Source organism: Rothia nasimurium (assembly GCF_042660305.1).
In the GTDB taxonomy this organism is placed as follows: Bacteria; Actinomycetota; Actinomycetes; order Actinomycetales; family Micrococcaceae; genus Rothia; species Rothia nasimurium.
This window is the reverse complement of record NZ_JBHSTW010000005.1, coordinates 1-26,550: the sequence shown is the minus strand read 5'-3', so window position 1 is coordinate 26,550 and position 26,550 is coordinate 1. Positions and strand designations below refer to the sequence as shown.

The window sequence follows — 26,550 nt, the reverse complement described above, 5'->3', positions numbered from 1 at the left end:
CCGTGCATCGTCGCCTCTTTGCCTTCCTCTCCCTAAGCGCCCTGGCCCTGGCAGGCTGTAGCTCGCAGACTGCGGAAAGTAGCGGGGCGGACGCCGCTGTCCAGCAGAGCGGGCAGGGGCAGGTAGCCCCCGGGGAAGCGGGGCAGACGAGTGAATCGGGTACCCTGACTGCGTCGGCAGCAGGTGGAGCCTGCGGCGAGGCAGACTGCGTCTCCCTGCTCTTCACCGGTGATTTTCTCATGCACAACATGCTCTGGGCCCAGGCTGAAGCTGATGCAGCCGCAGCCGGGGCCACCGGATTAGATTTTGGGCCCCTCATCAGCGAGCAGAAGCCCTACCTTGATCGCGCAGATCTAGCGGTCTGCCAGATGGAAACAGTAGTTGCCCATGAAGACGGCCCCTTTTCTGGCTACCCCAACTTCAATGTGCCGCCCCAGATTCTGACGGCTGCAGCGGACACCGGGTGGGATGTCTGCATGACGGCCTCTAACCATTCGTTTGACCAGGGTACTGAGGGGCTAGAGCGTACCTACCGTGCGGTTGAGGCAGCCGGTATGGGTGTTACCGGCACCTCGCTGACCGAAGAAGAAGCTGAACAGCCCGATATTTTCACTACCGCCAACGGTGCGCGGGTGGCGATGATTACCGGCACCTACGGGCTCAATGGGAATGTGCCCGAACACTCCTGGCAGGTTGATATGCTCGATTCCCAAGCCATGATTGCCAAGGCAACCCGTGCTCGGGAAGAGGGGGCTGACCTGGTGATTGCCAATATGCACGCCGGTGATGAGTACGTGCATGAGCCCTCAGCCCAGCAGGTAGAGGTGGCTCATGAACTGGTTGATTCAGGGCAGTTCGACCTGATCGTGGGTCAGCACGCCCACGCCGTCCAGCCCATCGAGAACTACAAGGACACCTGGATTGTCTACGGTATGGGGAACAACCTCACCGAGCTTTCACCCTCCTACGTTGCCAACAACGAGGGAATTATGGTCAACCCCATCTTTGAGCGAGGGGAGGACGGCACCTGGCAGGTGCGCGACCTGCGCTGGGTCTCTAGCACCATGGTCGATAACCCCGCCTACCGCTACTGCATCACCTCACCCAGCCGTCCTGCCTCCGACTGCGTTGACGAAGCCTACGCCCAGCAGTCCAACGCCCGTGTTCAGCAGATTGTTGAGTCCATGGGTGCGGCTGAGGCTGGCGCTCGCCAGTGGAGCTAGGGTAAGCGGTCTAACCTATCGGCCCTCTCGTACTTGGCAGAGCAGACGCGTATAATCGATAGAGCGCCAAATAGAGCTGAGAAGGCTGGGCGCTTTTTCGATTTTTCCCCGACGTCAGGACGGCCGCGTGACCACACCCATGCTAGCGTCAGCAACCGACCACGGTCGCATGTACGCGCGCGCGGTTGGCGGGGAGCTACTGGTTCCATCTATCACCACGGTCATTGGGCAGCAAGCCAACGACCTCTCGGGCTGGCACGGCTATATGGCGGCTAAGGCCGCCCTTGAAGACCAGCGGTCCTACCGGGCCACCAGCTCAGCTGGGCTCAAGTTCGCGGTGATTCGGGACGCGGCGGCAGCCTCAGAACGCTACCGGGACGCCGCAGCGGCCAGGGGCGATCGCGTGCACAATTACGCAGAACAGGTAGCCCTGCGCGCCATGGGCCTGCCCCACGAGGTAGAGGGCTATCGCGAGAACCTCATCGCCCACGGGGAACAGGCCTACGCCGACCGTTTTGACGAGTGGTGGGGCCTCTATCGCCCCAAGCCCCTGGCCACCGAAGTGACCATCTGGAACGAAACCGTGGGCTATGCCGGTACTCTCGATCTGGTCGCCGAAATTGCTGGTCACACCTGCATCATCGACTACAAAACCAAGGGCACCGACCGCAAGGGGCGGGTCAAGCCCCTGGACGATAAAGTGGTCATGCAGCTGGTCGCCGGTGTCAAAGCAGAAGAAGCGCTGGTTGACGCTGAACACGGCAGCTGGGAGCCCTGGCAACACGGGGGAGCGAGCATCCTCATGGGTGTTGCCCTGGGCGAAACCCAGGTGGTACCCCAGCAGGCCAACCCCCGGGTACTAGAACGTAACTGGTACAAGTTCTGCGCCCTCAAACGGGTCTGGGACCTCAACCGCGACCTCTCCGAAACCCCCGAAGACTCCCTCATGCCGGTAGTTCCGCCCCCGGCAGCTACCGGAGCAGACCTACCTGACGCAGCGGCGTCCTAACCTCACCGACGAGAAAGAGAAGCATGACTATTCTGCCCATTCGCACCGTAGGCGACCCCGTGCTACGCACCGAGTGCGACGACATCACCGTATTTGACGCCGACCTGGAAAAACTGGTGGCTGACATGCTCGAAACCATGTATGACGTTGAGGGAGTAGGTCTAGCTGGGCCCCAGGTGGGTATCTCCAAGCGCATCTTCACCTTCGGCAACATTGACGGCCGCGAGGGGCACATCATCAACCCCGTACTTGAGGTGGGCGATGAACCCCAGGAGGGCGGCGAGGGCTGCCTGTCGGTACCGGGCCTGTCGGCTGCCACCCCGCGCAAGAACTGGGCGCGCGTGACCGGCGTGAATTGTAAGGGCGAGCCGGTGGTCTACGAGGGTGAGGGTCTCTTTGCCCGCATGCTTCAGCACGAAACCGACCACCTCTATGGCACCATGTTCATCGACCGGGTTGAGGGCGAAGACAAGAAAAATATCTGGCGCAAGATTCGCCAGGCCGACTATAACCAGGTTGCCGCGGCCGTTCAGGGCGAACGAGCTGCCAAGACGTCATCGGGCTTTGGTGCCCTGGGCGGTTCCTTCGGTGCGGCTAGCCCGACCGGTGGGGCCCAGCAGCCTGCCGGCAAGAAGCCCGGCGCTTTTGGCATCTAAACCTGCTGGTTCTTAAGTTTGAGTGGAAAGGTAAGCATGAAGGTTCTCTACGCCGGTACCCCGGAGGTCGCCGTCGCGCCCCTGAACGGCCTGCTTGAGGCGGGCTATGAGGTGGTGGGGGTGCTCACCCGCGAGGACGCCCCCGTCGGGCGCAAGCGGGTGCTGACCCCGTCCCCGGTGGCAGCCCGCGCCCAGGAGCTGGGCCTGCCCATCATCAAGGCCAACCGCTGGTCCGATGAGGTTGCGGACGCCGTCGCGCAGCTGGGCGCCGATATTGCGGCGGTGGTGGCCTTTGGCGTCCTGCTGCCGCAGAGCGCCCTCGATTTGCTGCCCCAAGGTTGGATTAACCTGCACTTCTCGCAGTTGCCTGCCTGGCGCGGGGCAGCTCCTGTACAGCGGGCCCTGATGGCGAGGGAGACCGAGATTTTCTCCAACACCTTCCGTATTGACGCAGGGCTTGATACCGGCCCGGTTTTCCGGTCCGAATCGGCGCAGGTAAGGGAACTTGATACCGCTGGGGATATGCTCAACCGCCTGGCTTCGACCGGCGGTGCCCTGCTGGCGACTACCTTTGACGATATCTCTGCCGGCGCTACCGGTACCCCGCAGACCGGCGACGCCACCCACGCAGCCAAGCTCACCATCGCCGACGGGAAAGTGGACTTTACCCGCCCGTCCGCTGAGATTATCGCTCAGGTACGCGGGGTCATCCCCGAACCCGGTGCCTGGGCTGAACTCGAAGGCGCCCGCTTCAAGCTCGGTATGGTGCGCGCCATTGACGCTGCTCCGACTGGTACTCCCGGAACCCTCTTCTGGGCCGGTAAAAAGGTTGCCGTCACCTGCGCCGATGGGGCCCTTGAACTGACCCAGGTGCAGCCTGCTGGTAAGAAAATGATGAACGCCGCCGACTGGGCGCGCGGTCAGGGCACCGCCCTGGCAGAAGGGAAAGTGGTGCTGGTATGAGCATGAATGCAGGCGGACGCGGCTCAGGTGGCCGATCCAACAGCGGTAAGGGCCGGGCTGGAGCTAACCGCTCCGGCGCTAACCGAGCTGGCCAGGGCAGAAGCGGGGCCAGAAAACGCGACGACCGCACCCAGCAGGGGCAGCCCGGGGGCACCCCTAACCCCCGCGGCTCCCGCGGCAACCGCAACCCCGGTGGTGAGCCCCAGGCCAAGCAAGGTGGTGGGGGAGAGACTCGCCGTAACTCCAAGGGGCACGAGCGCAACCGTAAAGCGGTGAAGGACCGGGCGTTTTCGGCGTCCGCTCCCTCCCAGCGTGCCCGCACAGCAGATAGAGCCCGTGCAGTCGCCTTCGAGGTGCTGAGCGCTGTTGCCCTGGAAGACTCCTACGCTAACCTGGTGCTGCCCAAGGCGATTCGCTCCGCCCGGCTAGATGCCCGGGACGCTGGCTTCGCTACTGAATTGACCTATGGAACCCTGCGTAACCAGGGCACCTACGACGCAATTTTGGCCCACTGCGTTGACCGCCCGGTGGAAAAAATCGGCACCAAGATCCTGTTGGTGCTGCGCCTGGGTGTGCACCAGCTGCTGGCTATGCGCGTGCCCGACCATGCCGCCCTCAACCAGACAGTTGCCCTGGCCCGGGCCGAGATTGGCACCGGCCCGGCTAACTTCGTCAACGCCGTGCTGCGCCGGGTCTCTGAGCGCACCCCGGAAGACTGGTACGCCCTGATTGCCGAAGAGGCCCCCGATGAGCTGACCCGGCTGGCGCTGGAAAAGTCCCACCCGGCCTGGGTCGTACGGTCCTTCCGTCAGGCCCTAGCAGCCCACGGGCGGAAGCCTGATGAAGTTGAGGCCCTGCTGGATGCCGATAATGCCTCACCCGTGGTCAACCTGGTAGCCCTGCCCGGCCTGGGAGATCTGGACGAAGCCCGCGCAGCAGGTGCCGAAGACGGCCCCCTGGTGGAGGGTTCAGCCTTCTATTCTGCCGGCGACTTGGCTCGGCTTGAATCGGTGCGGGAGGGTGTCGTGCGCGCCCAGGACGCCGGTTCCCAGCTGGTAGCCCGAGCCCTGGCAGATGCCCCGCTCGAGGGCAGCGACAGCAACTGGCTTGACCTCTGCGCTGGTCCCGGCGGTAAGGCCGCCTTGCTCGGTGCCCTGGGCGCCCAGCGTAGTGCCCGCCTGCTGGCGAATGAAGCCGCCGACCACCGAGCTGAACTGGTGCGCCGCTCCCTGGCCCCGCTGCCGTCCGGAACCTATTCTGTGGTGGCCGGTGACGGCCGTCAGATCGCCCGAACTGTAGCTGGGGGTTCAAACCTGCCCGAGGGTATGCCTGCCGATGTGCGCTTTGACCGCGTGATGGTCGATGTGCCCTGCTCCGGCCTGGGTGCCCTGCGCCGCCGCCCTGAAGCGCGCTGGCGTAAGAGCCCTCGCGATATTGCTGAACTGCTGCCCCTGCAACTAGATTTGTTCAAGGCAGCTGCCTCGGTGACCCGCCCTGGCGGTCTCATCGCTTACGTAACCTGCTCACCCCATACCGCTGAAACCCAGAGCATCGTGCACGATATTCTGCGCAAGGTCGATGTGACCCTGCTGGACTCCGGTGCCGCTCTACGCGCAGTTGCCCGCAAGGACGAGGCGGGGGCGTCCGCCCTATCTGGTGAACTTGACCCGGCCTTCACCCCGGAGGCCCCCAAGGGCGCAACCCTAGCTGAAGGTGCTACGACCGCCCAGCTCTGGCCGCACATCCACGGCACCGATGCCATGTTCTTCGCCCTCTTCCGCAAGAACTAGGCTCCCCACAACACTAGGTACCAGGAAAATCAGAAAAGACCACCAATGAGGTGGTCTTTTCTGATTTACCTGGTCCTTTTGGGGTGCTAGAGAACCATCGCCGCTACCCAACCTGCAATCAGCAGGGGGATGTTGTAGTGGATGAAGGTGGGAATCACCGAGTCGCGGATGTGGTCGTGCTGGCCGTCCGCGTTCAAACCGGCGGTGGGGCCCAGAGTGGAGTCGGAGGCGGGGGAGCCCGCATCGCCCAGGGCACCTGCGGTACCGATAATAGAAACCGTAGCCAGGGGTGAGAAGCCCAGGGCCAGGCAGAGGGGCACGTAGATGGTGGTGATGATGGGCAGGGTAGAGAAGGACGAGCCGATACCCATCGTCACAATCAGGCCCACTACCAGCATGGCCATGGCAGCTGCTGCCTTGTTGCCCGCGAAGAGGTCAGCCACGGTGGTCACCAGGGGGTCAACGTCGCCGGTGGCATCCATGACCGCCGCGAAACCCTGGGCCGAGATCATGATGAAGCCGATCAGGGCCATCATGCGCATACCCGCGGTGAAGACGTCGTCGGCCTCCTTCCACTTGACCGCACCGGTCACCATGAAGATGGTCAGACCCACCAGGGCACCGACCAGCAGGGAGTTGGCCTCGGTACCCATGGACTGCATGACCACCTGAACCACGAAGGTTGCAACAATAGCGATGATCGCGACGACCACGTTGAACTTCTTGACCTCGGTGGTCACGGTTTCAGTGGGCGCCAGCTCAACGGTCTGGTAGGCGCGGGGCTTGCGGTAGCTGAAGAAGACCGCAATCAGCAGGCCAACGACCATGCCCAGGGCCGGGATTGCCATAGCGGTCATGACGTTGATACCGCTGGTATCCATACCGGCTAGCCTGATGTTGCCCAGCAGAATGTCGTTCAAGAAGATCGCGCCGAAGCCTACGGGCACGTACATGTAGGTGGTGACCAAGCCGAAGGTGAGCACACAGGCAATGAGTCTGCGGTCTAGCTTCAGGCGGTTAAAGACGGCCAGCAGGGGCGGAATAATCAGCGGAATGAAGGCGATATGAACGGGAATCAGGTTCTGCGACATAATCGACATGGCCAGAATACCGGCCAGCAGCAGCCACTTGACGGTGTATTCGATGCGATGGTTGGTCTCTGAGCTTTCTGAGCCGACCTTGGCAATGATGCCGTTGGCGATGAGCTGGGGCAGGCCCGAGCTTGAAACCGCCATGGCGAAAGCACCGAGCAGGGCGTAGGAGAGCGCCAGCATAGCGCCGCCGGAGAGCCCCTCCTGGTAGGCGACCATGGTGCCATCCAGCCCGAGCCCGCCCACAAGACCACCCACGAGAGCTCCGATGAAGAGCGCCAGGACGACGTGTACGCGTGCTGCGGAGAGGACGAGCATGACCAGGACCGCAAGCAGAACCGAGTTCATATAATCCAAACCTTTGAATAAGTATGTAAAAGACCGTACAAAGTTTAGTCTGCCCGGCTTATTCGCTAGCCCTCAAAACCACCAGTTGGACTGTGACGGGCCTTGCTTTCTGTGCCCTGTGCCTTCTCGGCACTACGATGGGTATAAGACCGGCAACGAAAGGACGCCCATGACCTGCCTGATTAACCCTTCCATTTTGAGCGCTGACTTCTCTCGGCTGGGGGAGGAGCTCACCGCTATCTCGACCGCTGACGCCGCCCATATTGATGTGATGGATGGCCACTTCGTTCCCAACCTGACCTGGGGGCTGCCCGTCGTGAAGCGCCTCAAAGAGGTCTCGCCCATTCCTTTTGATGTGCACCTGATGATTGAGGACGCCGACCGTTGGGCCCCTGCCTATGCTGAGGTTGGGTGCGAGTCGGTGACCTTCCACGCGGAGGCCGCTATCGCTCCTATCAAACTGGCCCGTACCCTGCGTGAAAGCGGTGCTAAGGCGGGCATGGCCCTGCGCCCTGCCACCGGCGTTGAGCCCTATGTGGATATGCTCAGTGAACTCGACATGCTCCTGATCATGACCGTTGAACCGGGCTTCGGCGGCCAGGCCTTCCTGGACGTCACCCTTCCCAAGATTAAGCGGGCGGCCGCCGCCATTGAGGGCTCAGGGGCTGAGGTGATTCTGCAGGTTGACGGTGGTATCACCGAAGAAACAATTGTGCGTGCAGCCGAGGCCGGTGCCACCTGCTTTGTTGCCGGTTCATCTGTCTACGGTGCGGACGACCTCGAAGCCGCTATTGCGGGCCTGCGCCGGGCTGCCGCGTCCGCTCACACCCACTAGGAAGCCATGCCCCAGAACCTAACTCCCCTTGAAGAAGCCGACCGCGAGCTGGCCCGTGCCCAGGAGCTCATCGCTGCCGGGCAACTTACCGACGCCCTGCCCGCCCTGCAGGCCGCCGCCGGTGGTTTTGAGAGTGCCGGTGAAGCCTTCGGGCAGATTCTTGCCCTGAAAATCTTGAGCGAGGTCAACCGCGACCTGGGGAATCTCGCGCCAGCTCTCACAGAAGTTACGCGTGCCCACGCCCTGCTGGCCGATGCTAAACCTGATGCCGAGCAGCTGCCCGACTTCGCCACCGAGGTGGGTTCCCTGCATGCTGAACTGGGCGACTTTGAGCGCTCCAAGACCTGGTACACCCAGAGGCTGCGCGGCTATGAAGCTCAGAGGAATGCCGAGGGTCGGGCCCATAACCTGGTAGCGCTGGCGGGACTTGCCCGGCAGACCCAGGATGAAGCTGGTGCTCAGGGCTATCTGGCCCAGGCGTACGAGCTGTACGCGGCGGGCAATCACACGGTTCAGCTCATGCACGTACGCAATGCCCAGGCTCAAGGGTTGTTGGCGGTGGGGGATACGGACGCTGCCCGCCCCCTGCTCAGCGAAGCCCTCGGTTTTGCTGAGGAGCTGGGTGACCAGGCTTTTCTCGCCGAGACCTACCAGCTACTTGCCCTGGTCACAGCTCAGAGCGGGGACGCGGACGCCGCCCAGGGCTACCTGGTGCGGTCGGCGGAGCACTACGCCGCTGCTGGGGATGCCGATAACGAGGCCTTTGTGAAGGAGCTGCTGAACCGGCTCCCCGGCAGCTAGTGAGCCTTAGGCCAGGTTCTTCTCGGCCCGCTCGGCAGCCTGCTCGTTGCCCATAGAGCGGTGGATGGTGGCCAGCATGGTGTAGTAGGCTGCGGCGTCCTCTGACCCAGCAACCAGTACGGGCTTGGCTAGGGTCAGCACGTTCAGGGCCTGCTTGCACTGGCCTTCGTCCAGCAGTTTCTGGGCGCCCTTTACAGCGCGGGCGACAGCCTGCTCGGGCTTGCGCTTGACCAGGTGCGCCACGGCACCGTGCTCCTGCTTGAAGGTGGTATCACGTTTTTGAATATTGGCGGGTTTCGCGTCAGACACAGCTCACCTATGGTCGGGGGTAGAAAACTTTATGCACCTCAAGTGTAGCGACTGATGACTATCTCGGGGCTAGGCGAGCTGCCTGCCGCGGGTTTCAGGCAGCAGGAGGGTCGCGCCAGCTGCCGTGCAGAAGGCTAGAGCAAACAGAACAAAGAGCCCCGAAACACCTACCAGCGGCAGCAGAGCGGGCACGAGCAGGGGAGCAGTGATAGAGGCTAGGCGGCCGAACCCGGCAGCTGCACCCGTGCCGGAACCGCGCAGGTGGCCGGGGTAGAGTTCTGGGCCGATGGCGTAGAGGGCACCCCAGGCACCCAGGTTGAAGAAGGAGAGCATGCAGCCGCTAGCTACCAGCGCCCAGACCTCGTGGGATAGGCCGTAGGCCACCGCTGCCAGCGCTGAGCCCAGCAAGAAGGTAGCCAGGGTGGAACGCCTGCCCCAGCGCTCAATCAGCCAGGCGCTCACCGCATAGCCCGGTAGCTGGGCCAGGGTCATGATCAGGGTGAAGGTAAAAGAGCTGACCAGGCTAAAGCCCTGCTGAATCAGTAGCGAGGGAATCCAGATAAAAGCCCCGTAGTAGGCAAGATTGATGCAGAACCAGATGACCCAGAAAGCAAGGGTGCGGCGGCGTAGCGCCGCTGACCAGATGGAGGTTGCCCGAGCCAGCTCGGCTGAAGCCTGCCCGGCAGCGGCGGGGGCGGACGGCGTCCGCGCAGCTTCTGCCCGCAAGGGCGGGGAGGCAGCGAAACCAGCGACCACGGACCTGGCGCGGGCCAGGTCGCCGCGTCGGGTGAGAAAGCGCACCGATTCGGGGAGCCCCCACCGCACCACCAGGGCGTAGAGGGCAGGGACGCAGCCGATGGCAAGAGCCCAGCGCCAGCCGTCCTCGGAGCGGCTCACGACGAAGGTGCCAATCAGGGCAGCGAGGATCCAGCCGACCGCCCAGAAAGCTTCAAGAACAACGACCATACGCCCGCGTACAGCCCGCGGGGCAAACTCAGAAATATAGGTGGAAGCTACCGGCAGCTCAGCGCCGAGCCCCAACCCCACGATGAAACGCAGCACCAGCAGAACGGTGAAGGTCGTAGCGAGGGCAGAAAAACCGGTAGCCAGCCCGTAGACCAGAAGCGTGCCCGCAAAGATTGCGCGCCGCCCAAACCTATCCGATAAGCGCCCGCCCAGGGTCGCCCCAATCGCCATGCCCAAAAACCCGATAGAGCCCAACAGCGATGCCTGCCCCGAGGTAATACCCCAGTGGGCAATCAGGGCAGCCATGACGAAGGAGATCAGGCCGATATCCATGGCGTCCAGGGCCCAGCCGATACCCGTTACCCCTAGCAGGCGGGCGTGGTGGCGGGTTACCGGAAGCTCATCGAGGGCAGTGGTGAGTTGCTCGGCGCTCAGGGCCTCCGCATTGAGGGCATCGACGGTCTGGTGGGTAGCGGGTTGGCCGGGTGCGGACGCCCGGGGCTGGTTTTCGTGCAGGGAAGTCATGTGGCTCAGGGGGCAGGAAATAAGGTCACACTGACGTTATCAGCAGGGGCTTCGGGGAAGGCCCCGCACCCGACCAGATAGCGGGAATAAGTCACAATATGACGGTTACAGCCCCCGGCCGTGCTATAACTTGAAGGGTAAATATACATATCGTGCTCCGGGACCCGGTGAAAATCCGAACCTGCGGTGACAGCCCGCTAATTGACGGCACATCCACGTGCCCGATACCTGCAAGGTGGAATTCCTTGGCAGACAGTACAGTCTGGATGGAAGGTAGCACGAGCAAACCGTAAGGTGCCCCAGCGGCACCTGCCGTACCCGACGGACTGGCCCACCGGCGTCCTCACCGACGCCCACCGAAGCCAGCCAACACCGGGTACCCTCGATTTGTTCTCCCGGAGCCACTCGCTTTGGGAGTTTTTTATGGATTTCTTGCGGTGGCTCTTCGACGCTCAAATTGCGATTGGCGATAACCAGTCCCTCTTGGTGCGCGAAGTCCTTGGCAACATCTTTGGCCTACTATCAGCCCTCGGCGGCATGCGCCGCAAAGTCTGGGCCTGGCCCGTCGGTATTCTCGGCAACCTGCTTCTGCTCACCGTCTTCTTAGGTACCCTCTTCGGGTCAACCTACGGCACCGCTAACCTGCTGGGGCAGGCAGGCCGCCAGATCATGTTCATCGCCGTTTCCGTCTGGGGCTGGTACCGCTGGAACCAGACCCGCAAGACCGGCGACGCAGGCCAGGCCGCAGTGATACCCCAGTGGGCCAGCTGGCGCGAACGAGCGTTCATGGTGGCCTTCATGCTGGTCGGCACCGGCGTACTCACCCCCATCTTCCGAGCCCTGGGCTCCTACGAGCCGGTCTGGTCAGACGCCTGGATCTTCACCGGCTCCCTGCTCGCCACCTACGGCATGGCTAAGGGCTGGGTAGAGTTCTGGCTGGTCTGGGTCGCCGTGGACGTGGTCGGCGTGCCCCTGCTCTGGTCCGCAGGCTACTACGCCAGCGCCTTCATGTACCTCTTCTACGGGGCCTTCACCCTCACCGGCTTCTTCGTCTGGTGGCGCACCCGCAACCGCGAAATGGGCAAGGTTGAGGTCGAAACAGCCTTCCCCGACCCCACCGTCGACGTGCGCTAACCATGTCACTCCTTACCGACACCCAGGCAATGGGCCTTGCCCTCGATAAGGCCCGCAAGGGCGTGCGCGGGGCTAACCCCCTAGTCGGGGCAGTAATTGTGGACGCCACCGGGCAGCTGCTTGCCACCGGCTGGCACCGCGGCGCCGGCAGCCCCCACGCCGAAGCCGACGCCCTGGCAAACGCCCGCGAATCCGGAATCGACGTGCGCGGGGCCCGCATGTACGTCACCTTAGAACCCTGCAACCACACCGGCCGCACCGGCCCCTGCTCGGTCGCCATCGCCAAGGCAGGTATCGCCGAGGTCATCTACGCCTACGCAGACACCACCGAGGACGCCGCCGGCGGAGCCACCTACCTGCGCTCCCAAGGCATCACCGTGCGCGGCGGGGTACTCGAGAACGAAGCCTACGCCCTCAACGCCCGCTGGTTCGCAGCAGCTACCGGGAAGCGTCCTTTCGTTACCGCCAAAACCGCAAGCTCCCTCGACGGCTACATCGCAGCCGCCGACGGAACAAGCCAGTGGATCACCGGGGAAGAAGCCCGCGCCGACGCCATCATGGTCGGCACCGGCACCGTGCAGGCCGATAACCCCCAACTCACCGCAAGGACGGGCACCGGGCAGCTCACCGGGCACCAGCCCCTGCGCGTGGTGGTGGGGGAAAGCGCTTTGCTAGAGGGCAGCCACCTGGCCCAGGCCGTGAACCAGGGCAGTGCCCTGCACTACCGAACCCACGACCTCACCAGCGTACTCACCGACCTACACGGACGGGGAGTGCGCCACCTCATGGTCGAAGGCGGCCCCACCCTCATCACCGCCCTCATCCGCATCAACCTCGTCGACGAACTCTACTGGTACCGAGCGCCCCTGCTGCTCGGCGCCGGAAAACCAGCCCTGGGCGACCTCGGAATCAGCAGCCTGAACCAGGCGGGGCGCTGGCAACTCGACGACCTCACCTACCATCCTGCAGTGCAAACCTTGGGAGCGGACGTCCGCACCCGGCTCGTGCCTATGTCGTTATAGAGGCTTGTAGCGGGCGGGACAAGCTCGCGCTCGCTGCCGACCCTCTCGCCCGGTTCGCTAGCGCTCACAAGGGCGATTCACGCCAGCCCCGCGCCAGCAGCTTCGCTGCGAGCTTGCCCCACCCACGTGTGTGGAATCTACACGAAGTAAATCTCCGAAACTTTCTGAAAGACTTCTTATGTTTACCGGAATCATTGCCGCTGTCGGCACCGTAGAATCTCTTGAACCTGTACTCGATAGCTCGGGTCGGGTCGAATCAGCCGTTGTGACGATCAAGGCGGGCCCGATTATCGACGACCTGGAACACGGCGGCTCCCTGGCTGTCAATGGCGTCTGCCTGACTGCTACCCGCACCCGCGAGCTTGCCGACGGCTACTTCGCCGCCGACATGATGGGTGAAACCCTGCGCCGCACTAACCTGGGGCAGCTGGCCCCTGGTGCGCGCGTCAACCTTGAGCGCTGCATGCCAGCGGACGGCCGCTTTGATGGTCACGTCGTGCAGGGTCACGTGGACGGGCTCGGTACCGTGGTCAAGGTTGAAGACCACGAATCCTGGCGTACCGTGCGCGTGCGCGTGCCCCGGGATATGGCAGCCCACCTCACTGAGAAGGGCTCTATCACTGTCTCGGGTGCGTCGCTGACCGTCACCGCCGTATCCCACCCGCAGGCCGACACCCACTGGTTCGAGGTAGGTCTGATCCCCGCAACACTAGAAGCCACCACCTTAGGTGAGCTGACCGTGGGCGACACCGTCAACCTCGAAACCGACGCCCTCGCCAAGTACGTGCAGCGTATTCTGGCGGTATCGGGGTCGGTTGCCGGTCTGGGCGTTACTCCCACCGGTAGTGCTGGCGGTGGCACCCAGCACCGTGCCGCCGCGCTCGACACCATCGACCGGGCGATTGCCGAAATTGCCCGGGGCGGGGCCGTCGTCGTGGTCGATGACGAAGACCGCGAAAACGAAGGCGACATCATCTTCGCCGCCGAACACGCCACCCCTGAACTCATGGGCTTCACCATCCGCTACACCTCCGGCGTCATCTGCGCCCCTATGAGCGCCGCCCGGGCAGATACCCTGAACCTGCCGCCCATGGTGGCAGTAAACGAGGACGCCAAGGGCACCGCCTACACCGTCACCTGCGATGCCCGCGACGGCGTCACCACAGGCATCTCAGCCGCCGACCGGGCCCGCACCGTGCAGGTGCTTGCCGACCCGGCGTCCTCTGCGGGAGATTTGACCCGTCCCGGCCACGTCCTCCCCCTGCGGGCAGTCGACGGGGGAGTGCGCCAGCGCCCCGGCCACACCGAAGCAGCGGTAGAGCTCTCCCTACTCGCGGGCCTATCGGGGGTCGGCGTAATCTCTGAAATCGTGAACGACGACGGCACCATGATGCGCTTCGACGCCCTACGCGCCTTCGCCACCCAGCACAACATGCCCATGATTTCCATCGCTGACCTGGTCACCTACCTGCAGGAGCACGACGGTGAGCGATAAGAACACCCTGGTAGCCAGGAGCGAGCCGGTGCTGGTGCCCACCCCTCACGGCACCTTCGCCGTATCTGCCTACGAGTTTGCCGACGGCACCGAGCACATGCTTGCCACCGCCGTCGGCGCGGACGGACGCCCCTCACACCTGAGCATGAAGGGCAAGACCACCTGGTTCGGCTCCATTCCGAATGCGCCACGGGTGACCTGCTCGGATCCTACCGCTGCGACTGCGGACCCCAACTCGAAAAAGCCCTCGCCACCGTACAGGAACTGGGCGGTTCTGTGCTCTACCTGCGCGGGCACGAGGGGCGAGGCATCGGCCTCGTCAACAAGCTGAGAGCCTACGCCCTACAAGACGCCGGGGACGACACCCTCGACGCCAACCTGCACCTGGGCTTCCCAGCAGACGCACGGGACTACACCCAGGCGTCCGCCATCTTGAAAGCAGCCGGGCTGACCCGCGTCCGCCTACTTACCAACAACCCGGCCAAGGCAGAAGCCCTAACCGAGCTGGGGGTGCAGGTGACAGGGCTGGCGCCCGATATTGTTGCACCCCGGCCCGAAAACGAGCGCTACCTCGCCACTAAACGCGACCGTATGCGCCACATCCTCAACTAGGTACCATCTGAGTCAGAAAAACCCATCTAGTTTGTGGTCATTTCTGAAATAGCTGGTACCTACCCCAAACCCAACCCTAAGGAGAACACCATGAGCGGAGCAGGAGCACCCGCCCCCAAACTCAACCCCGCAGACACCGCAGGTCTGAAGGTCGCCGTGATTGCGGCGTCCTGGCACACCCAGATCATGGATGGCCTGCTCGACGGCGCCCAGCGCGCAGCAGTGGACGCCGGTATCGAACCGACCATCGTGCGCGTGCCCGGCACCTTCGAACTGCCGGTAGCCGCCGCAACCCTGGCTGAAAAGTACGATGCGCTCGTCGCCCTGGGCGTGGTCATCCGCGGCGGAACCCCGCACTTTGACTACGTCTGCGACGCCGCCACCAGCGGCCTGACCAAGGTCTCTGTAGAAACCAAAACCCCCGTCGGGTTTGGCGTGCTGACCTGCGACACCGAAGAGCAAGGCATCGACCGTGCCGGCCTGCCCGGTTCCAACGAAGACAAGGGCTACGAGGCCATGGCAGCGGCCCTGGAAACCGTGGTGGCACTGCGCGGGCTCTAAAACCTAGGGGCCAGCTCCCGAACATTATGAGCGGACGCCCGCCCTCCTATCTTTAGCGAAGATAGGAGGGCTCCTCTTTGCCTTCACCTATGCAATAGAACATATTTATAGTATTGTGGCGTTATGCAAGGGTGGACGGTTGAAGTAGGTTTCGTTCAAGACTGGCTCATGGAATTGCCTAGCCAGGAGTATCTTCATGTGCTTGCAGCGCTTGAATACCTTGGGTCTGTAGGTCCTCATGGAGGTAGGCCCTTTATTGATCGCATTACCGGCTCGTCTTTACATAACCTCAAAGAACTGAGACCCCGCGGTCACGCAAAAAATATTAGAATTCTATTCATCTTTGATCCAGAGCAACAGGCGATTCTGTTGGTAGCTGGTGACAAAACCGGCCAATGGAACAAATGGTACAAACAGAATATCCCTCTTGCTGAGAAACGCTATGAAGAGTACCTAAGGAAACGCCATGACAACTCTTGAAGAACTGAAACAAATGCGTCCAGTCGATTCTCATGACCTACAGCACCTAGTGAATGAAATGCATGCTGAGGCTCGTGTTTTTCAGCTACAGGAGCTTCGCAAAGATTTAGGTCTGACCCAGACCGATCTGGCTGAAAAAATCGGTGTCTCCCAAAAAAGAATTTCCCAGATGGAAAAAGGGGATATCGAGAGTGTTAGTATCAAAACCCTGCACAAATACCTCGCAGCGCTAGGTGCAGACCTCACCGTTACGGCCGATTTCCCGGTGGGTACGCGCCACAAGATTTATAGCACCCTGTAAGTAAGCGGCCGACGCCCGCCTTCCTGCCCTGCCGCTGGCGGTAGGGCGGGCGTCCGTCCGCGCATCTTATCCTGTGCGCGTGACCGAAAGATGAAATCTAAACCTACCCGGTAACGCCAGCACCTCAAAGAGCGGTACGCTAGAGACCGTGAAGAACTTTGAAACCCTATTCGCAGAGCTAGCCGAAAAGGCTGAAACCCGCCCTGAGGGCTCCGGCACCGTTGCGGAACTCGACAAAGGTGTGCACTTTATCGGCAAGAAAATTGTAGAAGAAGCAGCGGAAGTCTGGATGGCCGCTGAATTCCAGTCTGACGCCGAGTTCGCTGAAGAGGCTTCACAGCTGATTTACCATTTGCAGTGCATGATGATCGCCAAGGGACTGACTCCTGAAGATATCTACAAGTACCTCTAAACCATCACTGCAAAGGAAAAACCTATGCTGCGCGTTGCAGTTCCTAACAAGGGCATGCTCTCTCAGGCTGCCATCACCATGCTGACCGAAGCTGGCTACCTCCAGCGCCGCGACTCCCGCGAGCTGGTGCTCGTTGACCAGGACAACGAGGTTGAATTTTTCTACCTGCGCCCCCGCGACATCGCCGTGTACGTGGGCGAGGGCACCCTGGACGTCGGTATCACCGGCCGCGACCTGCTGCTCGACTCCGGCACCCACGCTGAGGAAGCGCTCAAGCTCGATTTTGCCCGCTCCACCTTCCGCCTGGCTGGGCCCGCCGGTACCTACACCGACCCGTCCGAACTTGAAGGTAAGCGCATCGCCACCAGCTACAAGCGCCTGCTGACCGACTACCTGGAACGTTCCGGCATCAACGCGTCGGTGGTACGCCTGGATGGCGCTATTGAGTCCTCGATTCGGTTGGGCGTTGCGGACGCCATCGCCGACGTCGTAGAAACCGGCAACACCATGCGCGCTGCAGGCCTGGAACCTTTTGGCGACCCGATTATGCGCTCTGAGGCCCTACTGATTAAGCGCCCCGGCGTTGAGGACCACGCCGGTCTTGAGCGCCTGCAGCGCCGCTTGCAGGGTGTGCTGATTGCCCGCCAGTACGTGATGATTGACTACAACATCGAAGAGGCTAACCTCAAGGCTGCCACCACCCTGACCCCCGGCCTTGAAGCCCCGACCATCTCGCCGCTCTCGCGCGAGGGCTGGGTTGCCGTGCGCTCCATGGTGCCGCGCAAGGCAGCGAATAAGGTCATGGATTCCCTCTACGACATCGGTGGCCGCGGCATCCTAGTCACCGCCATTCAGGCCGCGCGCCTGTAACTTTACCCGGCGGCGTCCTTGCCCCTGATATGGGCGGACGCCGCCGCTTTAGTTTTGCTTTCAAGGAAAGGGGGCGCGCCCGTGGGTGTTGCCATTCGTGTTATTCCGTGTCTTGATGTGGACGCCGGCCGCGTGGTCAAGGGCGTAAAGTTTGAGGGTCTGCGCGACGCTGGCGACCCGGTAGAACTCGCCAAGCGCTACAACGCTGAGGGCGCCGATGAGCTGACCTTCCTGGACGTCACCGCCTCTTCTTCGGACCGCCAGACCACCTTCGATGTGGTGTCGTCAACCGCTGAGCAGGTCTTTATTCCCCTGACCGTGGGCGGGGGAGTGCGCACCGCTGAGGACGTCGACCGCCTGCTGCGCACCGGCGCCGATAAGGCCTCTATCAACACTGCCGCTATTGCCCGGCCCGAGGTGATCAACGAGATTACCGAGCGGTTTGGCTCCCAGGTGCTGGTGCTCTCGGCGGACGCCAAGAAGTCGGACGCTACTCCGTCTGGCTATGAGGTGACTACCCATGGCGGCCGCACATCCACCGGGCTTGACCTGCTTGAATGGGTTGCTGAGGCCCAGGAACGCGGCGTGGGTGAGATCCTGCTGAACTCCATTGACGCCGACGGCACCAAGGCCGGCTTTGACCTGCCCATGATTCGGGCGGTGCGCTCCGTCGTCACCGTACCCCTAATTGCTTCGGGCGGCGCGGGCGCAGCCGAGCACTTCCCGCCCGCCATCGAAGCAGGCGCGGACGCCGTCCTCGCAGCTTCCATCTTCCACTTCGGCGAGGTCAGCATCGGGGAAGTGAAGGACGCAATCCGAGCGGCGGGGTACGAAGTACGTTAGGAAAGCATCTTGATGATGACTACTGAAGATGATTGGCTAGCAACTCAGGAAACTCTTTACCTTAGTTCTATCCCTGAAGTACGTGAGAGCATTGTGCAAGCTCAGCTTGAGCCTTTAGATGAAGGCAGTGCTGAGCTTCCTTGGTGAATTAGCTAATCCACCTAGTACTTTTAACAACTTGTACATCCTATGTACAAAATTTTGTGCATCGAATGTACAATTTGACCTATGACCTTCTATCCCAGATTCCTTGAGCCCAAGATACTTGACCTGCTTGCTGTTGCGCCTGTCGTGATTATCGAAGGCGCACGTGCAGTGGGTAAAACAAGCTTGGTGAACAAGCTGGCTCATGAGGGGCATCTGAAGGCAGTTTATTCGATGGCTGATGCCGGTCTGCGAGCAGTGGTTGAGGCTGATACTGTGGGTTGGCTCCGTGGTCTAGAGTGGCCCTGCGCAATCGACGAAGCTCAGCTGGTTCCTGAGCTACCGGTTGCTGTGAAACAGGTTCTAGATGAGAACCAGGACTCAATTCGTCTAGTTCTTACCGGTTCTTCAAGCATCGGGCAAAGCGGCTTTGGCGGCACTGACCCTCTGGCACGCAGGGCTTTACGAGTATCATTAGAGCCTTTAAGCGAGGCAGAAATCAGCTCTCCCCATCAGCAGCCGTGGTCTGTGATAGATGCTCTATTTGATGCAAATCCGGTTACAGGGGAGCAAGCACAACTTCTGGATATTGAATCTGATGCGATCGTTCTAGGAGGTATGCCCCAGTATCGTCGGCTTGCTGGCAATTCAGTGACCTCTACGTTAGGCCTGGCTATTGACGAGGGGATAAGAAGCATCTTAACTCAGCGGGTAAAGCCAGGTGAGTCGTTTGATCAGGTACGTGCACACGAGATTTTGGCTTATGTTTTAAGGCACCCTGCTTCAGAGCTAAATATCTCTGAAATGGGCAGAGAACTTTCAATGGACCGCCGCACAGTTGATTCTTATCTCGACGCTCTCGAAAAACGTTTCTTAATCTATGAGGTCCCCAACCTGCATCGGGCTTCAAAGAGGTCTTTGCGGTCTTCAGCAAAGTTTTTCCCCGCAGATGTGGCTTTATCCGCTCGGTCTTTGGTCAGTACGAGTGATGCACAGTTAGTTGATGCAGATGTACGAGGGCGTCTGATTGAGACACTGGTGATGCAGCAGGTACGTGCCCATGCTGGATGGGCTGAGCGTAGTGTGGATATATTCCATTGGCGACAGCGGATTAAGAACAAGGACGTTGAGGTCGATGTAGTCTTGCGTGATTCTGCAGATTCTCTCATTGCTGTGGAAGTGAAAGCTTCTGCGCGTGTAAAACCTGAATTCTTGAAGGGGTTGAAGAGCTTTCAAGAATTGTATGGTGACAGGGTTACACGGGGCTTCGTCGTTTGTAATGTGGCTCGGCCTGTGCCTTTAGGCGAGAAAATTTGGGCTCTTCCCTTGGCCGCCTTGTGGGACGCTAGTTTGTGGCAGGGGTTGATGAACAGAGCGCGCGCAACTGCGATAGAGCCACGGGCAGAGTTTGAGCCCTCTAAGAAAACTGGCGATGTTGATGTGCGTGTCGTTGCTAGTTTCGCTGCGGCTGATGAGGGCTCTGCGTTAGCAGGGAATATTCGTGGCTTTGCTGAAGATGTTGCTGATGCTGTTGAGGGTCTGTCTGGTTTGAGCGTTGAGCTTGTTTTGGATGATGATCCGGCACATTTTACTCATACGCTGGGCGCGGACGCTGACGAGCAGGTACCCCTTGTTGGCTTGGCTTTGGTGACGCCTCGCTGGGTCAAGCAAATAGGTGACTTGTCTGTGTTAGACGGCAAGAATATTGTGCCGGTTCTGTGGATTGCTAACTCTAAGATTCCAGAGGAACAGAGTAGGGCTGTTCTTGATTTAACGGATGTGCGTCGTGCAGATCGTGATTCCGCACAGTACCGCCTGGGCGTGGAGCAGGTGGCGGAGAGCTTGCTCTCTAAGATGTCCCACAATATCTAGTGGCTCAGCTCCTCCACCTTCTCGCCCCGCAGCAGTTCGTACAGGCCCATGTCGAGCATGAACTCTACGAACTGCTCCGCGGGTAGCTTGCGCACGTGGTCAATCAGGTCAGCTGTATCTGAGCTGTAGTCCCAGAGCTTATTCGCCAGGCCAACGCGCACATTCTTCGAATGGTAGAAGTCCACCTTGGTGTTGGCCATGGCGCTTTGCTTGAGCCCGGCGTCCTTGGCCGCCTCAGCCACAAAGGTGGTCGCAAAGCCCACCTGGTGCTCGTCGCTCAAGTCCAGGCCGTGGAAGTACTTATTAATCTTCTCAATCAGTTCAGAACGGGCCTTGCGCTCGCGCTCCTGAATGCTGGCGAGGCCTGCTTCGGTCATGCCCTGCAGGCCCTCCGCCTGGGAGGACGCGAGCTTCAAGTCTTCCTCTTCCCGCAACTTTTCGAGGCGATAGTGGGTGAGGACGATGTCGTCCACGTTCACGACCTCCGGGGATACTTCATCGAGGGTAAAGCGGCGCAGCTTGCGCGCGAGCAGGTCAGCGAAGGCAGAGAGTTTCTCGTAGTAGGGGTCGCCGAAGTTGAAGATTTGCGAGAAGAAGGCGTAGGACTTCACGTACTGGGCGAGGGTTGAGCGGAACTCCAGCAGTACTTCAAGGGCGGCTCGGTCTGCAGAACCGTCAATCCCTTCCTGCGCTGCCCGCCAGCGCGTCACAAACCGCTGCACGGGTATGGAGATGAGGGAGTCAAAGGAGGCCTGCCGGGCACCGGGGGCAACCCACTTTTCCCAGAACTGTTCCACATCTGCCCGGTTGTAGATACCGGCCGCGTCGAGCTTGTCGACCTGTTTGGCAACCAGGTCGAGGTCTGATTCGGTCTCGATGCGGGCGTCCTCGTAGTACTCGGCGAAGGCAGCGCGTATCTGTTCGGGGTCGTTGACGAAGTCCAGAATGTAGGTGTTCTCTTTGCCGTCAGCGCGGCGGTTGAGGCGGGAGAGGGTCTGCACGGCGGTGATGCCCGAGAGCTTCTTATCCACATACATAGCCACCAGCAGGGGCTGGTCAAAGCCGGTCTGGTACTTGTTGGCCACGATCAGAATATGCTGGCCGTCCTGGTTGAAGACCTCAGCGAGGTTCCTACCTTTGAGGTCAGGGTTCATGGACGCCTCAGTCACGGTGGGCGTATCAACCCCGGGCACTACCTCAAGGTCGGGGTCGGGCAGTTCACCTGAGAAAGCAACAAGCGTCTTCAGGGGCAGGGCTCTCTCGGCGATAGCTTTTTCAAAAGCCCGCTGGTAACGCACGGCTGCAGCGCGTGAGGACGTCACCACCATGGCTTTGGCTTTACCGCCGAGCTCCTGCTTGACCCGGCCCTCAAAGTGCTCAAGAATCACCGCTACCTTGGAGGCAACATTGGTGGGGTGTAGCTCTACAAAGTTGATGAGGCTCTTGGTGCCTTTGCGGATGTCGATTTCTTCATCTGCCCCGCTGTCCTCGTTCTTCTGGGCGATCTTGGCTGCCATCTGGTAGGTAGTGTAGTTCTTGAGCACGTCAAGAATGAAGCCCTCTTCAATGGCCTGCTTCATGGGGTAGAGGTCAAAGGGCTCGTGGGGGCCGGTGCCGTCGGCCCGTCGGCCAAAGACCTCCAGGGTTTTAGCCTTGGGCGTTGCGGTGAAGGCAAAGAAGGACACCTGGTGGCCCTCACCCACCACACGCTGGGCCATCTTGGTCAGGGCCACCTGGTCAGCTTCGGGGTCTGACTCTTCAATACCGGCGTCAATCTCGGTGTTGAGCATTTCCTTGATAGAGTCGGTTGCCTTACCCGACTGGGACGAGTGCGCCTCGTCCGCAATAATCGCAAAGTGCTTACCGGCGAGCTGGCCGCCCTCCTTCGTCATTTCTGCCAGGGCGAAGGGGAAGGTTTGCAGGGTGACGCCGATGATGGGCACCCCGGTGGTCAGTGCCTCGACGAGCTGCTTAGATTTGGAGTCGCCGCTGCCGCGCGTAATGGGCTGGAAGGTGCCGGCGGTGGTGACGAGCTGGTCGATGGCGTCTTGTAGCTGCTGGTCGAGCACCTGCCGGTCGGCGATGACGATGACGGAGTCGAAGACGCGCTCGCCCTCTGGGGTGTGCAGGTTGGAGAGCCGGTGGGCCGTCCAGGCGATGGAGTCGGTTTTGCCGGAGCCTGCTGAGTGCTGCACCAGGTATTTGTGCCCTGCGCCTTCGGTGCGGGCTGCCTCAATGAGTTTGGTGACTGCCCGCCACTGGTGGTAGCGGGGGAATCTGATGTGGCTTTTATGGGTGGTTTTGCCGGTGAGGGGATCGGTGATTTTTTGGTGGTTGGTGTAGATGAATTTGGTGAGGATGATGATCCAAGTGTTGGGCTCCAGGATTTCTTCCCAGAAGTAGCTGGTGGCGAGTTTGCCGTCGATGATGGGGTTGCCTGCTCCGCCGTTGGCTCCGCGGTTGAAGGGGAGGAAGTTGGTGGCTTTGCCTGCCAGTTTGGTGGTCATGGCGATTTCGTCTTGGGAGAGGGCGAAGTGCACCAGGGCGCCACGGTGTTCTTGGAGCAGGGGTGAGGTTTTGGGATCGCGGTCGGTGCGGTACTGCTTGATGGCCTCTTGCAAGGTTTGGGTGTATTCGCTTTTGAGTTCGATGGTGGCTACGGGTAGGCCGTTGATGAAGAGCACGAGGTCTATACGGGCTTTTTCACTTGCTGGATTGTAATAGACTTCTTCGACGACTCGCAGGATGTTCTTCTGGTAGAGGGCTGTGAGTTCGGGGTTGCGGTTGTCTTGGGGTGGGTAGGCCAGTAGGTGGAAGGGGCGGCGTGCGCCGGGCACGCTGAAGCCTTTGCGTAGGACGTTGAGGGTTCCGCCGCCTTGTTCTTCTGGGGTTGCGAGTTTGGTGACGAGCCGGTCAAGCAGACGGTTTTCCTGGGCCTGCTGAGTGGTGGGGTCTGTGCCGGGTTTGATGAGGGTGGCGTAGTTTTTGGGGTCGCTAGTTTTCAGCCAGGTGAGGACGTCTGCGGGGTAGAGGGCGCGCCTGGCGTCGTAGCCTGCGGAATTGGGGGAGTGCACCCACCCGTGAGCGACCAGGTAGGCGCAGATGTCTTGCTGGAGAGGACGTTCGAGGTGGGGGCGAGACATGGGGAGAGGCTCCTGACATGAGGGGCTAGGAAAACTGTCTTTCTACAAGTTTAGAAGTACTAGTTGCTGATAGTTGTTTACGACAGCAGAGGACTGAAAACATTGTTCTCAGTCCTCTGCGATTCTTTTATTTTGAGTTTTTGTCGGTTATGTGGGTTACACCGGTGAGGAACAGACCCATGAGCAACAAGCTTATGCCCTTGATGATGGCAAAAATGATATTGATGATAGGTACGCTGGACCAGAAACTTTCAGTTTGTCCAAGTGAAAGTGGCGAGAATACTAGGTCCATTGAGTAAAGTAACGACCAACCAGCCGCATCGAGAATTGACTGCACCCATCGCTCTTGATATTCGTATTCGTTTGCCAATGGTGAGGCAGTGAGAGTTTCGGGAGCTACCAAGGAGATGGTGAGCATGACAGCCCAGGCAATAGCCCAGAGAGCAAGGATGAACCACAATGCTCGGGTGTTCTCGTAGAAGTAGCGCACAGTGTATCCGAGAAAGATACGCTTCAGAAGTCCTTTTGCGCCTTCTGATTTGCTAATTAGTTCTGCAATTCGAATACCGAATTCTTTAGAGATGTCTTGATCTCCTGAACGATAAAGAGCATCTTCAAACTCCTTGGCTACAGATCTGTTAACTTTGTAAGTTTTACCGTCGTCTTCACTAAACAGCCAGTTTACAGTTTTTTCAGCAGTTAATTTGGGTTTTTGATCATCCTCGTTAGTTAATTCAATGGCTTCTATGTGATAATGACCAGCATTATTTCCTAATTTGAAATAGTTTCTACTTTCTAAAGAGAGATAAAGTTTTTTAAATGTTGCTTCTTCAAACACTACACGCATATCTGAATCATGTGCTGAGCTATTTCCATAGTTTATTTCGAAATCGGTGGCAGTCTCATCTTGGTCTCGTGGGCTGAAAATACCAATTGAGGAGTCAGGAAGGAAAAGTTGGCCGAGCCCTTGATTGTCTAAGAGCCTGAAATCATTTTCTACCTGCATTCCAGTGGCGTTAATCGCGCCTGCTTTACCATCCGAGTAACCACCATGGCAGGTAAAGTCACAATACTCGAATGAAATCCAGGGAACTTTGAGGTAATCGAGCCATATCCATGATGTAAAACTGCATCCTTCAAAACCAAGTGGGAAAGGGCATTCTAACCAGTTTAGGTCGAGAGTACCTACTACCATAACCTGATGTAGCCGAAGGCCTTTAGAGTTGACTTCAATTTCAGCGCCACCGTTGCATGCTTTGATGATTGCTGACGCTAGGGTTTCTGCGCTGATTTTGGCGGTTGCAATTGGGGTATCCATGAACGCGCCGTTGTAGTTTTCATCTGAACGGATTGGTAGGTTGTTACCTGTGATATCTAGGCAGTTTACGATTAAACCCTCTACAAGGGCTTCGTATATTTCGTCTTCAGTGATTTCGGGAAGGGCTGCTAAGTATTCTTTATGAGATTTATTTTTGAGCTTACGTAGATACTGTTCACGATGTTTTATGTTGATGTAATTAATGAGTTCTTGGGCAAGGTTCTCTTGAAAACTATCTAGTTCTCGAAGTAAGTCTGAACCTTCCGGTGTGTTGATGATGGTAAAAATTTCAGGATGAATTATATTACCGTAATTGCTTTCGAGGTTCTTAGCTGTTTCGCAAACAAAATCCTTTGCTTGGTTGTATTCTTCCTTTGTCTTTGATGTGCTAGAGATAAACTGTAGGAATACAGCGAAGCGCTCGGAACGGAGAATAGCTAACAAGGCAGCTTTTTCGAAAGAAATCAATGTTTGTCCTTTTTTGAGTCTGGTTGTCAATAACTGCTATGTGTTTACTTTTATAAAATTTATGAATTTTCTCAGAATATTAGAATGGTGTGTAACACTGATTATAGCAATATGGAGGTTATCGTTTATATATATATATTGATTTGCTATAATCCTCTAAAGCATTTTTAGCCTTCGAGCCAGGTGTTGAGGGTTTCCGTTCCCCTTGTTACTTCGGGAGTTGCAAGTTTTGTGACGATCCGGTCGAGCTGGAGGTATGGGCTGCGGACTCTATCTCTGGTTTGAGCGAAGGGAGGCATAGTAGTTTTTGGGGCGCTGTTTTGTAGCCAGGTGAGGACTTCGGCTCATGGGATGAGGAGCGGAAATTGGACATAGTTGAATTAATGTTGTGAAAAAAGTGTAGCCTCTCGGAATCACTCCGAGAGGCTACATGGTCGGTTAGCTATTGATACTTAAACATCAAATCTTCCATATAGCTTTCAGCGATTCGCCATTCATTGTTAATTTTTTGAACAGCAGAGCGGTTACCTTTGGGAAGCTCTTTTTCAATGATATCTTTTAGTGCTTTATCGAAATCTAGGTTGTTAAAAGTTACTCCGGAGTCAACGTATTCATTGATTTTCTGGAGGAATGCATTTTCAAGAAGTTGGTAGTCAATTGGTGAGATGTTCATAATGTAAAGTAAAACTCCTAAATTAAAATTGCGTTGGTTATATATTATTGAATAATTTGTTAAGATAGGTTTGTATTAAAAACTTGACCTACTTTCTCTCGGTTTTGATGAAATCTATTAGTTCTTCCATATATCTATCACTGGTGAAAATATTGGAAGGTCTGGCAAGTATGATGTCCGATAAATTCTTAGTTACGCCTGTATTAAATTTTTTATCTGCGAATCGGTCAGCAACTATTATTTTAATATCACTTGACAGCTCTTTAAGAAGTTGGCTTGTTACGAAATCTTCTGGAGGTAGGGAGTAGCCAATGAAAGTTACTGATTCCGCTTGTTGAAGATATTTTCTAGCAGTTCTCCATAGAATGTTAGATATATTAGTGCCGTAAAATTTATCTTTGGAGGCAACTGGAGGAATTATTAGTCTGTCCTGAGATTCAATCATTTCCGAAATAATTTTTTCAGAATGCTTAATAGTTCTTTTGCCGTTGAATTTTTCACGAACTCTTAGCTTCTGTGCTGAGACTACTCCGGCATCGAATCTAGAGTAAAACCAATTAATTGACCCATGCAGTTTAATCAACTGAAAACTTTCGTTATCTACGAGGCTTATTCAAAAGTAGACACGCACCCCACCCCCACCAACTAGACAACGGCCCCACCCGCGGCAAAAATATGAGCGTTAA

26 protein-coding genes and 1 riboswitch are annotated in these 26,550 nt (G+C 58.7%); of the genes, 19 read left to right on the top strand and 7 right to left on the bottom strand.

Annotation, left to right across the window (positions count from 1 at the left end):
• Positions 1-2: 2 nt before the first annotated feature.
• The 5 genes from ACFP6B_RS02165 (at position 3) to ACFP6B_RS02145 (ending at position 5,641) form a co-directional block, all read left to right on the top strand.
• Positions 3-1,223 carry a CapA family protein gene (locus ACFP6B_RS02165; protein ID WP_377126225.1) on the top strand — a complete coding sequence of 407 codons (1,221 nt, stop codon included), beginning with the start codon at positions 3-5 and terminating at the stop codon, positions 1,221-1,223.
• A 127-nt stretch (positions 1,224-1,350) separates the two neighbouring features.
• The gene (locus ACFP6B_RS02160) at positions 1,351-2,232 is read left to right on the top strand and encodes a cytochrome (RefSeq protein ID WP_377126222.1); all 882 of its coding nucleotides are present in this window, start codon (positions 1,351-1,353) and stop codon (positions 2,230-2,232) included.
• A 23-nt stretch (positions 2,233-2,255) separates the two neighbouring features.
• Complete coding sequence (def, locus tag ACFP6B_RS02155; protein WP_283489287.1) at positions 2,256-2,888, top strand: peptide deformylase; 633 nt, start codon at positions 2,256-2,258, stop codon at positions 2,886-2,888.
• 36 nt (positions 2,889-2,924) lie between these two features.
• The gene (gene fmt / locus ACFP6B_RS02150; protein ID WP_377126219.1) at positions 2,925-3,851 is read left to right on the top strand and encodes a methionyl-tRNA formyltransferase; all 927 of its coding nucleotides are present in this window, start codon (positions 2,925-2,927) and stop codon (positions 3,849-3,851) included.
• The gene (locus ACFP6B_RS02145) at positions 3,848-5,641 is read left to right on the top strand and encodes an RsmB/NOP family class I SAM-dependent RNA methyltransferase (protein ID WP_377126216.1); all 1,794 of its coding nucleotides are present in this window, start codon (positions 3,848-3,850) and stop codon (positions 5,639-5,641) included. The genes fmt and ACFP6B_RS02145 overlap by 4 nt, the downstream gene beginning before the upstream one ends.
• Positions 5,642-5,727: 86 nt before the next feature.
• Here the strand turns inward: ACFP6B_RS02145 and ACFP6B_RS02140 are convergent, their stop codons facing one another.
• Entirely contained in the window at positions 5,728-7,080 is a 1,353-nt protein-coding gene (locus ACFP6B_RS02140; protein ID WP_377126213.1) for a Na+/H+ antiporter family protein, read from the bottom strand.
• A 169-nt stretch (positions 7,081-7,249) separates the two neighbouring features.
• Here ACFP6B_RS02140 and rpe point away from each other — a divergent pair, with 169 nt between their 5' ends.
• The gene (gene rpe, locus ACFP6B_RS02135; RefSeq protein WP_377126210.1) at positions 7,250-7,915 is read left to right on the top strand and encodes a ribulose-phosphate 3-epimerase; all 666 of its coding nucleotides are present in this window, start codon (positions 7,250-7,252) and stop codon (positions 7,913-7,915) included.
• A gap of 6 nt (positions 7,916-7,921) precedes the next feature.
• Entirely contained in the window at positions 7,922-8,716 is a 795-nt protein-coding gene (locus ACFP6B_RS02130) for a tetratricopeptide repeat protein (RefSeq protein WP_377126207.1), read from the top strand.
• Between the two features lie 6 nt (positions 8,717-8,722).
• On the opposite strand, the gene ACFP6B_RS02125 is transcribed toward ACFP6B_RS02130, so the two are convergent.
• Together ACFP6B_RS02125 and ACFP6B_RS02120 are read right to left on the bottom strand one after the other, a co-directional pair.
• On the bottom strand, positions 8,723-9,025 hold the full coding sequence (locus tag ACFP6B_RS02125; protein ID WP_377126204.1) for a hypothetical protein: 303 nt from the start codon (positions 9,023-9,025) through the stop codon (positions 8,723-8,725).
• A 69-nt stretch (positions 9,026-9,094) separates the two neighbouring features.
• The gene (locus tag ACFP6B_RS02120) at positions 9,095-10,516 is read right to left on the bottom strand and encodes an MFS transporter (protein ID WP_377126201.1); all 1,422 of its coding nucleotides are present in this window, start codon (positions 10,514-10,516) and stop codon (positions 9,095-9,097) included.
• 149 nt (positions 10,517-10,665) lie between these two features.
• Positions 10,666-10,799, top strand: a riboswitch (FMN riboswitch).
• A 140-nt stretch (positions 10,800-10,939) separates the two neighbouring features.
• On the opposite strand from ACFP6B_RS02120, the gene pnuC reads away from it, so the two are divergent.
• The 12 genes from pnuC (at position 10,940) to ACFP6B_RS02060 (ending at position 20,262) form a co-directional block, all read left to right on the top strand.
• Complete coding sequence (pnuC, locus tag ACFP6B_RS02115; RefSeq protein WP_237204839.1) at positions 10,940-11,650, top strand: nicotinamide riboside transporter PnuC; 711 nt, start codon at positions 10,940-10,942, stop codon at positions 11,648-11,650.
• A 2-nt stretch (positions 11,651-11,652) separates the two neighbouring features.
• On the top strand, positions 11,653-12,672 hold the full coding sequence (gene ribD / locus ACFP6B_RS02110) for a bifunctional diaminohydroxyphosphoribosylaminopyrimidine deaminase/5-amino-6-(5-phosphoribosylamino)uracil reductase RibD (protein ID WP_377126197.1): 1,020 nt from the start codon (positions 11,653-11,655) through the stop codon (positions 12,670-12,672).
• Positions 12,673-12,850: 178 nt separating this feature from the next.
• Positions 12,851-14,167, top strand: a complete 1,317-nt coding sequence (gene ribB, locus ACFP6B_RS02105; protein WP_377126194.1) for a 3,4-dihydroxy-2-butanone-4-phosphate synthase — start codon at positions 12,851-12,853, stop codon at positions 14,165-14,167.
• 63 nt (positions 14,168-14,230) lie between these two features.
• Complete coding sequence (locus ACFP6B_RS02100; RefSeq protein WP_377126290.1) at positions 14,231-14,779, top strand: GTP cyclohydrolase II; 549 nt, start codon at positions 14,231-14,233, stop codon at positions 14,777-14,779.
• Positions 14,780-14,869: 90 nt separating this feature from the next.
• Positions 14,870-15,340, top strand: coding sequence for a 6,7-dimethyl-8-ribityllumazine synthase (gene ribH, locus ACFP6B_RS02095; protein WP_377126191.1), 471 nt, complete (start codon positions 14,870-14,872; stop codon positions 15,338-15,340).
• A 123-nt stretch (positions 15,341-15,463) separates the two neighbouring features.
• Positions 15,464-15,820 (top strand): type II toxin-antitoxin system RelE/ParE family toxin, encoded by a 357-nt coding sequence (locus ACFP6B_RS02090; protein ID WP_377126188.1) that lies wholly within the window; start codon positions 15,464-15,466, stop codon positions 15,818-15,820.
• Positions 15,807-16,121 carry a helix-turn-helix domain-containing protein gene (locus ACFP6B_RS02085; RefSeq protein ID WP_377126185.1) on the top strand — a complete coding sequence of 105 codons (315 nt, stop codon included), beginning with the start codon at positions 15,807-15,809 and terminating at the stop codon, positions 16,119-16,121. Before ACFP6B_RS02090 ends, ACFP6B_RS02085 begins: the two co-directional genes overlap by 14 nt.
• A 148-nt stretch (positions 16,122-16,269) precedes the next feature.
• On the top strand, positions 16,270-16,533 hold the full coding sequence (locus ACFP6B_RS02080) for a phosphoribosyl-ATP diphosphatase (RefSeq protein WP_135012131.1): 264 nt from the start codon (positions 16,270-16,272) through the stop codon (positions 16,531-16,533).
• Between the two features lie 24 nt (positions 16,534-16,557).
• The gene (hisG, locus tag ACFP6B_RS02075) at positions 16,558-17,403 is read left to right on the top strand and encodes an ATP phosphoribosyltransferase (RefSeq protein WP_185173039.1); all 846 of its coding nucleotides are present in this window, start codon (positions 16,558-16,560) and stop codon (positions 17,401-17,403) included.
• An 81-nt stretch (positions 17,404-17,484) separates the two neighbouring features.
• Positions 17,485-18,246, top strand: a complete 762-nt coding sequence (hisF, locus tag ACFP6B_RS02070; protein WP_185173038.1) for an imidazole glycerol phosphate synthase subunit HisF — start codon at positions 17,485-17,487, stop codon at positions 18,244-18,246.
• 12 nt (positions 18,247-18,258) lie between these two features.
• Positions 18,259-18,393: a hypothetical protein gene (locus ACFP6B_RS02065; RefSeq protein ID WP_377126179.1), complete on the top strand. Its 135-nt coding sequence runs from the start codon at positions 18,259-18,261 to the stop codon at positions 18,391-18,393.
• An 81-nt stretch (positions 18,394-18,474) separates the two neighbouring features.
• Entirely contained in the window at positions 18,475-20,262 is a 1,788-nt protein-coding gene (locus ACFP6B_RS02060; protein ID WP_377126176.1) for an ATP-binding protein, read from the top strand.
• Here ACFP6B_RS02060 and ACFP6B_RS02055 read toward each other — a convergent pair.
• The 4 genes from ACFP6B_RS02055 to ACFP6B_RS02040 form a co-directional block, all read right to left on the bottom strand.
• The gene (locus ACFP6B_RS02055; RefSeq protein ID WP_377126173.1) at positions 20,259-23,405 is read right to left on the bottom strand and encodes a type I restriction endonuclease subunit R; all 3,147 of its coding nucleotides are present in this window, start codon (positions 23,403-23,405) and stop codon (positions 20,259-20,261) included. The genes ACFP6B_RS02060 and ACFP6B_RS02055 overlap by 4 nt on opposite strands.
• A 127-nt stretch (positions 23,406-23,532) precedes the next feature.
• Positions 23,533-25,191: a hypothetical protein gene (locus ACFP6B_RS02050; protein WP_377126170.1), complete on the bottom strand. Its 1,659-nt coding sequence runs from the start codon at positions 25,189-25,191 to the stop codon at positions 23,533-23,535.
• Between the two features lie 442 nt (positions 25,192-25,633).
• Positions 25,634-25,864 carry a hypothetical protein gene (locus ACFP6B_RS02045; protein WP_377126167.1) on the bottom strand — a complete coding sequence of 77 codons (231 nt, stop codon included), beginning with the start codon at positions 25,862-25,864 and terminating at the stop codon, positions 25,634-25,636.
• A gap of 88 nt (positions 25,865-25,952) precedes the next feature.
• Complete coding sequence (locus tag ACFP6B_RS02040; RefSeq protein WP_377126164.1) at positions 25,953-26,447, bottom strand: hypothetical protein; 495 nt, start codon at positions 26,445-26,447, stop codon at positions 25,953-25,955.
• Positions 26,448-26,550 lie beyond the last annotated feature (103 nt).

Coding starts and splice junctions, on each gene's coding strand:
- ACFP6B_RS02065 (WP_377126179.1), top strand. CDS start 18,259: ATGATGACTACTGAAGATGATTGGCTAGCAACTCAGGAAACTCTTTAC.
- pnuC (WP_237204839.1), top strand. CDS start 10,940: ATGGATTTCTTGCGGTGGCTCTTCGACGCTCAAATTGCGATTGGCGAT.
- ACFP6B_RS02140 (WP_377126213.1), bottom strand. CDS start 7,080: ATGAACTCGGTTCTGCTTGCGGTCCTGGTCATGCTCGTCCTCTCCGCA.
- hisG (WP_185173039.1), top strand. CDS start 16,558: ATGCTGCGCGTTGCAGTTCCTAACAAGGGCATGCTCTCTCAGGCTGCC.
- def (WP_283489287.1), top strand. CDS start 2,256: ATGACTATTCTGCCCATTCGCACCGTAGGCGACCCCGTGCTACGCACC.
- ACFP6B_RS02090 (WP_377126188.1), top strand. CDS start 15,464: ATGCAAGGGTGGACGGTTGAAGTAGGTTTCGTTCAAGACTGGCTCATG.
- ACFP6B_RS02055 (WP_377126173.1), bottom strand. CDS start 23,405: ATGTCTCGCCCCCACCTCGAACGTCCTCTCCAGCAAGACATCTGCGCC.
- ribD (WP_377126197.1), top strand. CDS start 11,653: ATGTCACTCCTTACCGACACCCAGGCAATGGGCCTTGCCCTCGATAAG.
- ACFP6B_RS02145 (WP_377126216.1), top strand. CDS start 3,848: ATGAGCATGAATGCAGGCGGACGCGGCTCAGGTGGCCGATCCAACAGC.
- ACFP6B_RS02085 (WP_377126185.1), top strand. CDS start 15,807: ATGACAACTCTTGAAGAACTGAAACAAATGCGTCCAGTCGATTCTCAT.
- ACFP6B_RS02060 (WP_377126176.1), top strand. CDS start 18,475: ATGACCTTCTATCCCAGATTCCTTGAGCCCAAGATACTTGACCTGCTT.
- ACFP6B_RS02120 (WP_377126201.1), bottom strand. CDS start 10,516: ATGACTTCCCTGCACGAAAACCAGCCCCGGGCGTCCGCACCCGGCCAA.
- ribH (WP_377126191.1), top strand. CDS start 14,870: ATGAGCGGAGCAGGAGCACCCGCCCCCAAACTCAACCCCGCAGACACC.
- ribB (WP_377126194.1), top strand. CDS start 12,851: ATGTTTACCGGAATCATTGCCGCTGTCGGCACCGTAGAATCTCTTGAA.
- fmt (WP_377126219.1), top strand. CDS start 2,925: ATGAAGGTTCTCTACGCCGGTACCCCGGAGGTCGCCGTCGCGCCCCTG.
- ACFP6B_RS02045 (WP_377126167.1), bottom strand. CDS start 25,864: ATGAACATCTCACCAATTGACTACCAACTTCTTGAAAATGCATTCCTC.
- rpe (WP_377126210.1), top strand. CDS start 7,250: ATGACCTGCCTGATTAACCCTTCCATTTTGAGCGCTGACTTCTCTCGG.
- ACFP6B_RS02130 (WP_377126207.1), top strand. CDS start 7,922: ATGCCCCAGAACCTAACTCCCCTTGAAGAAGCCGACCGCGAGCTGGCC.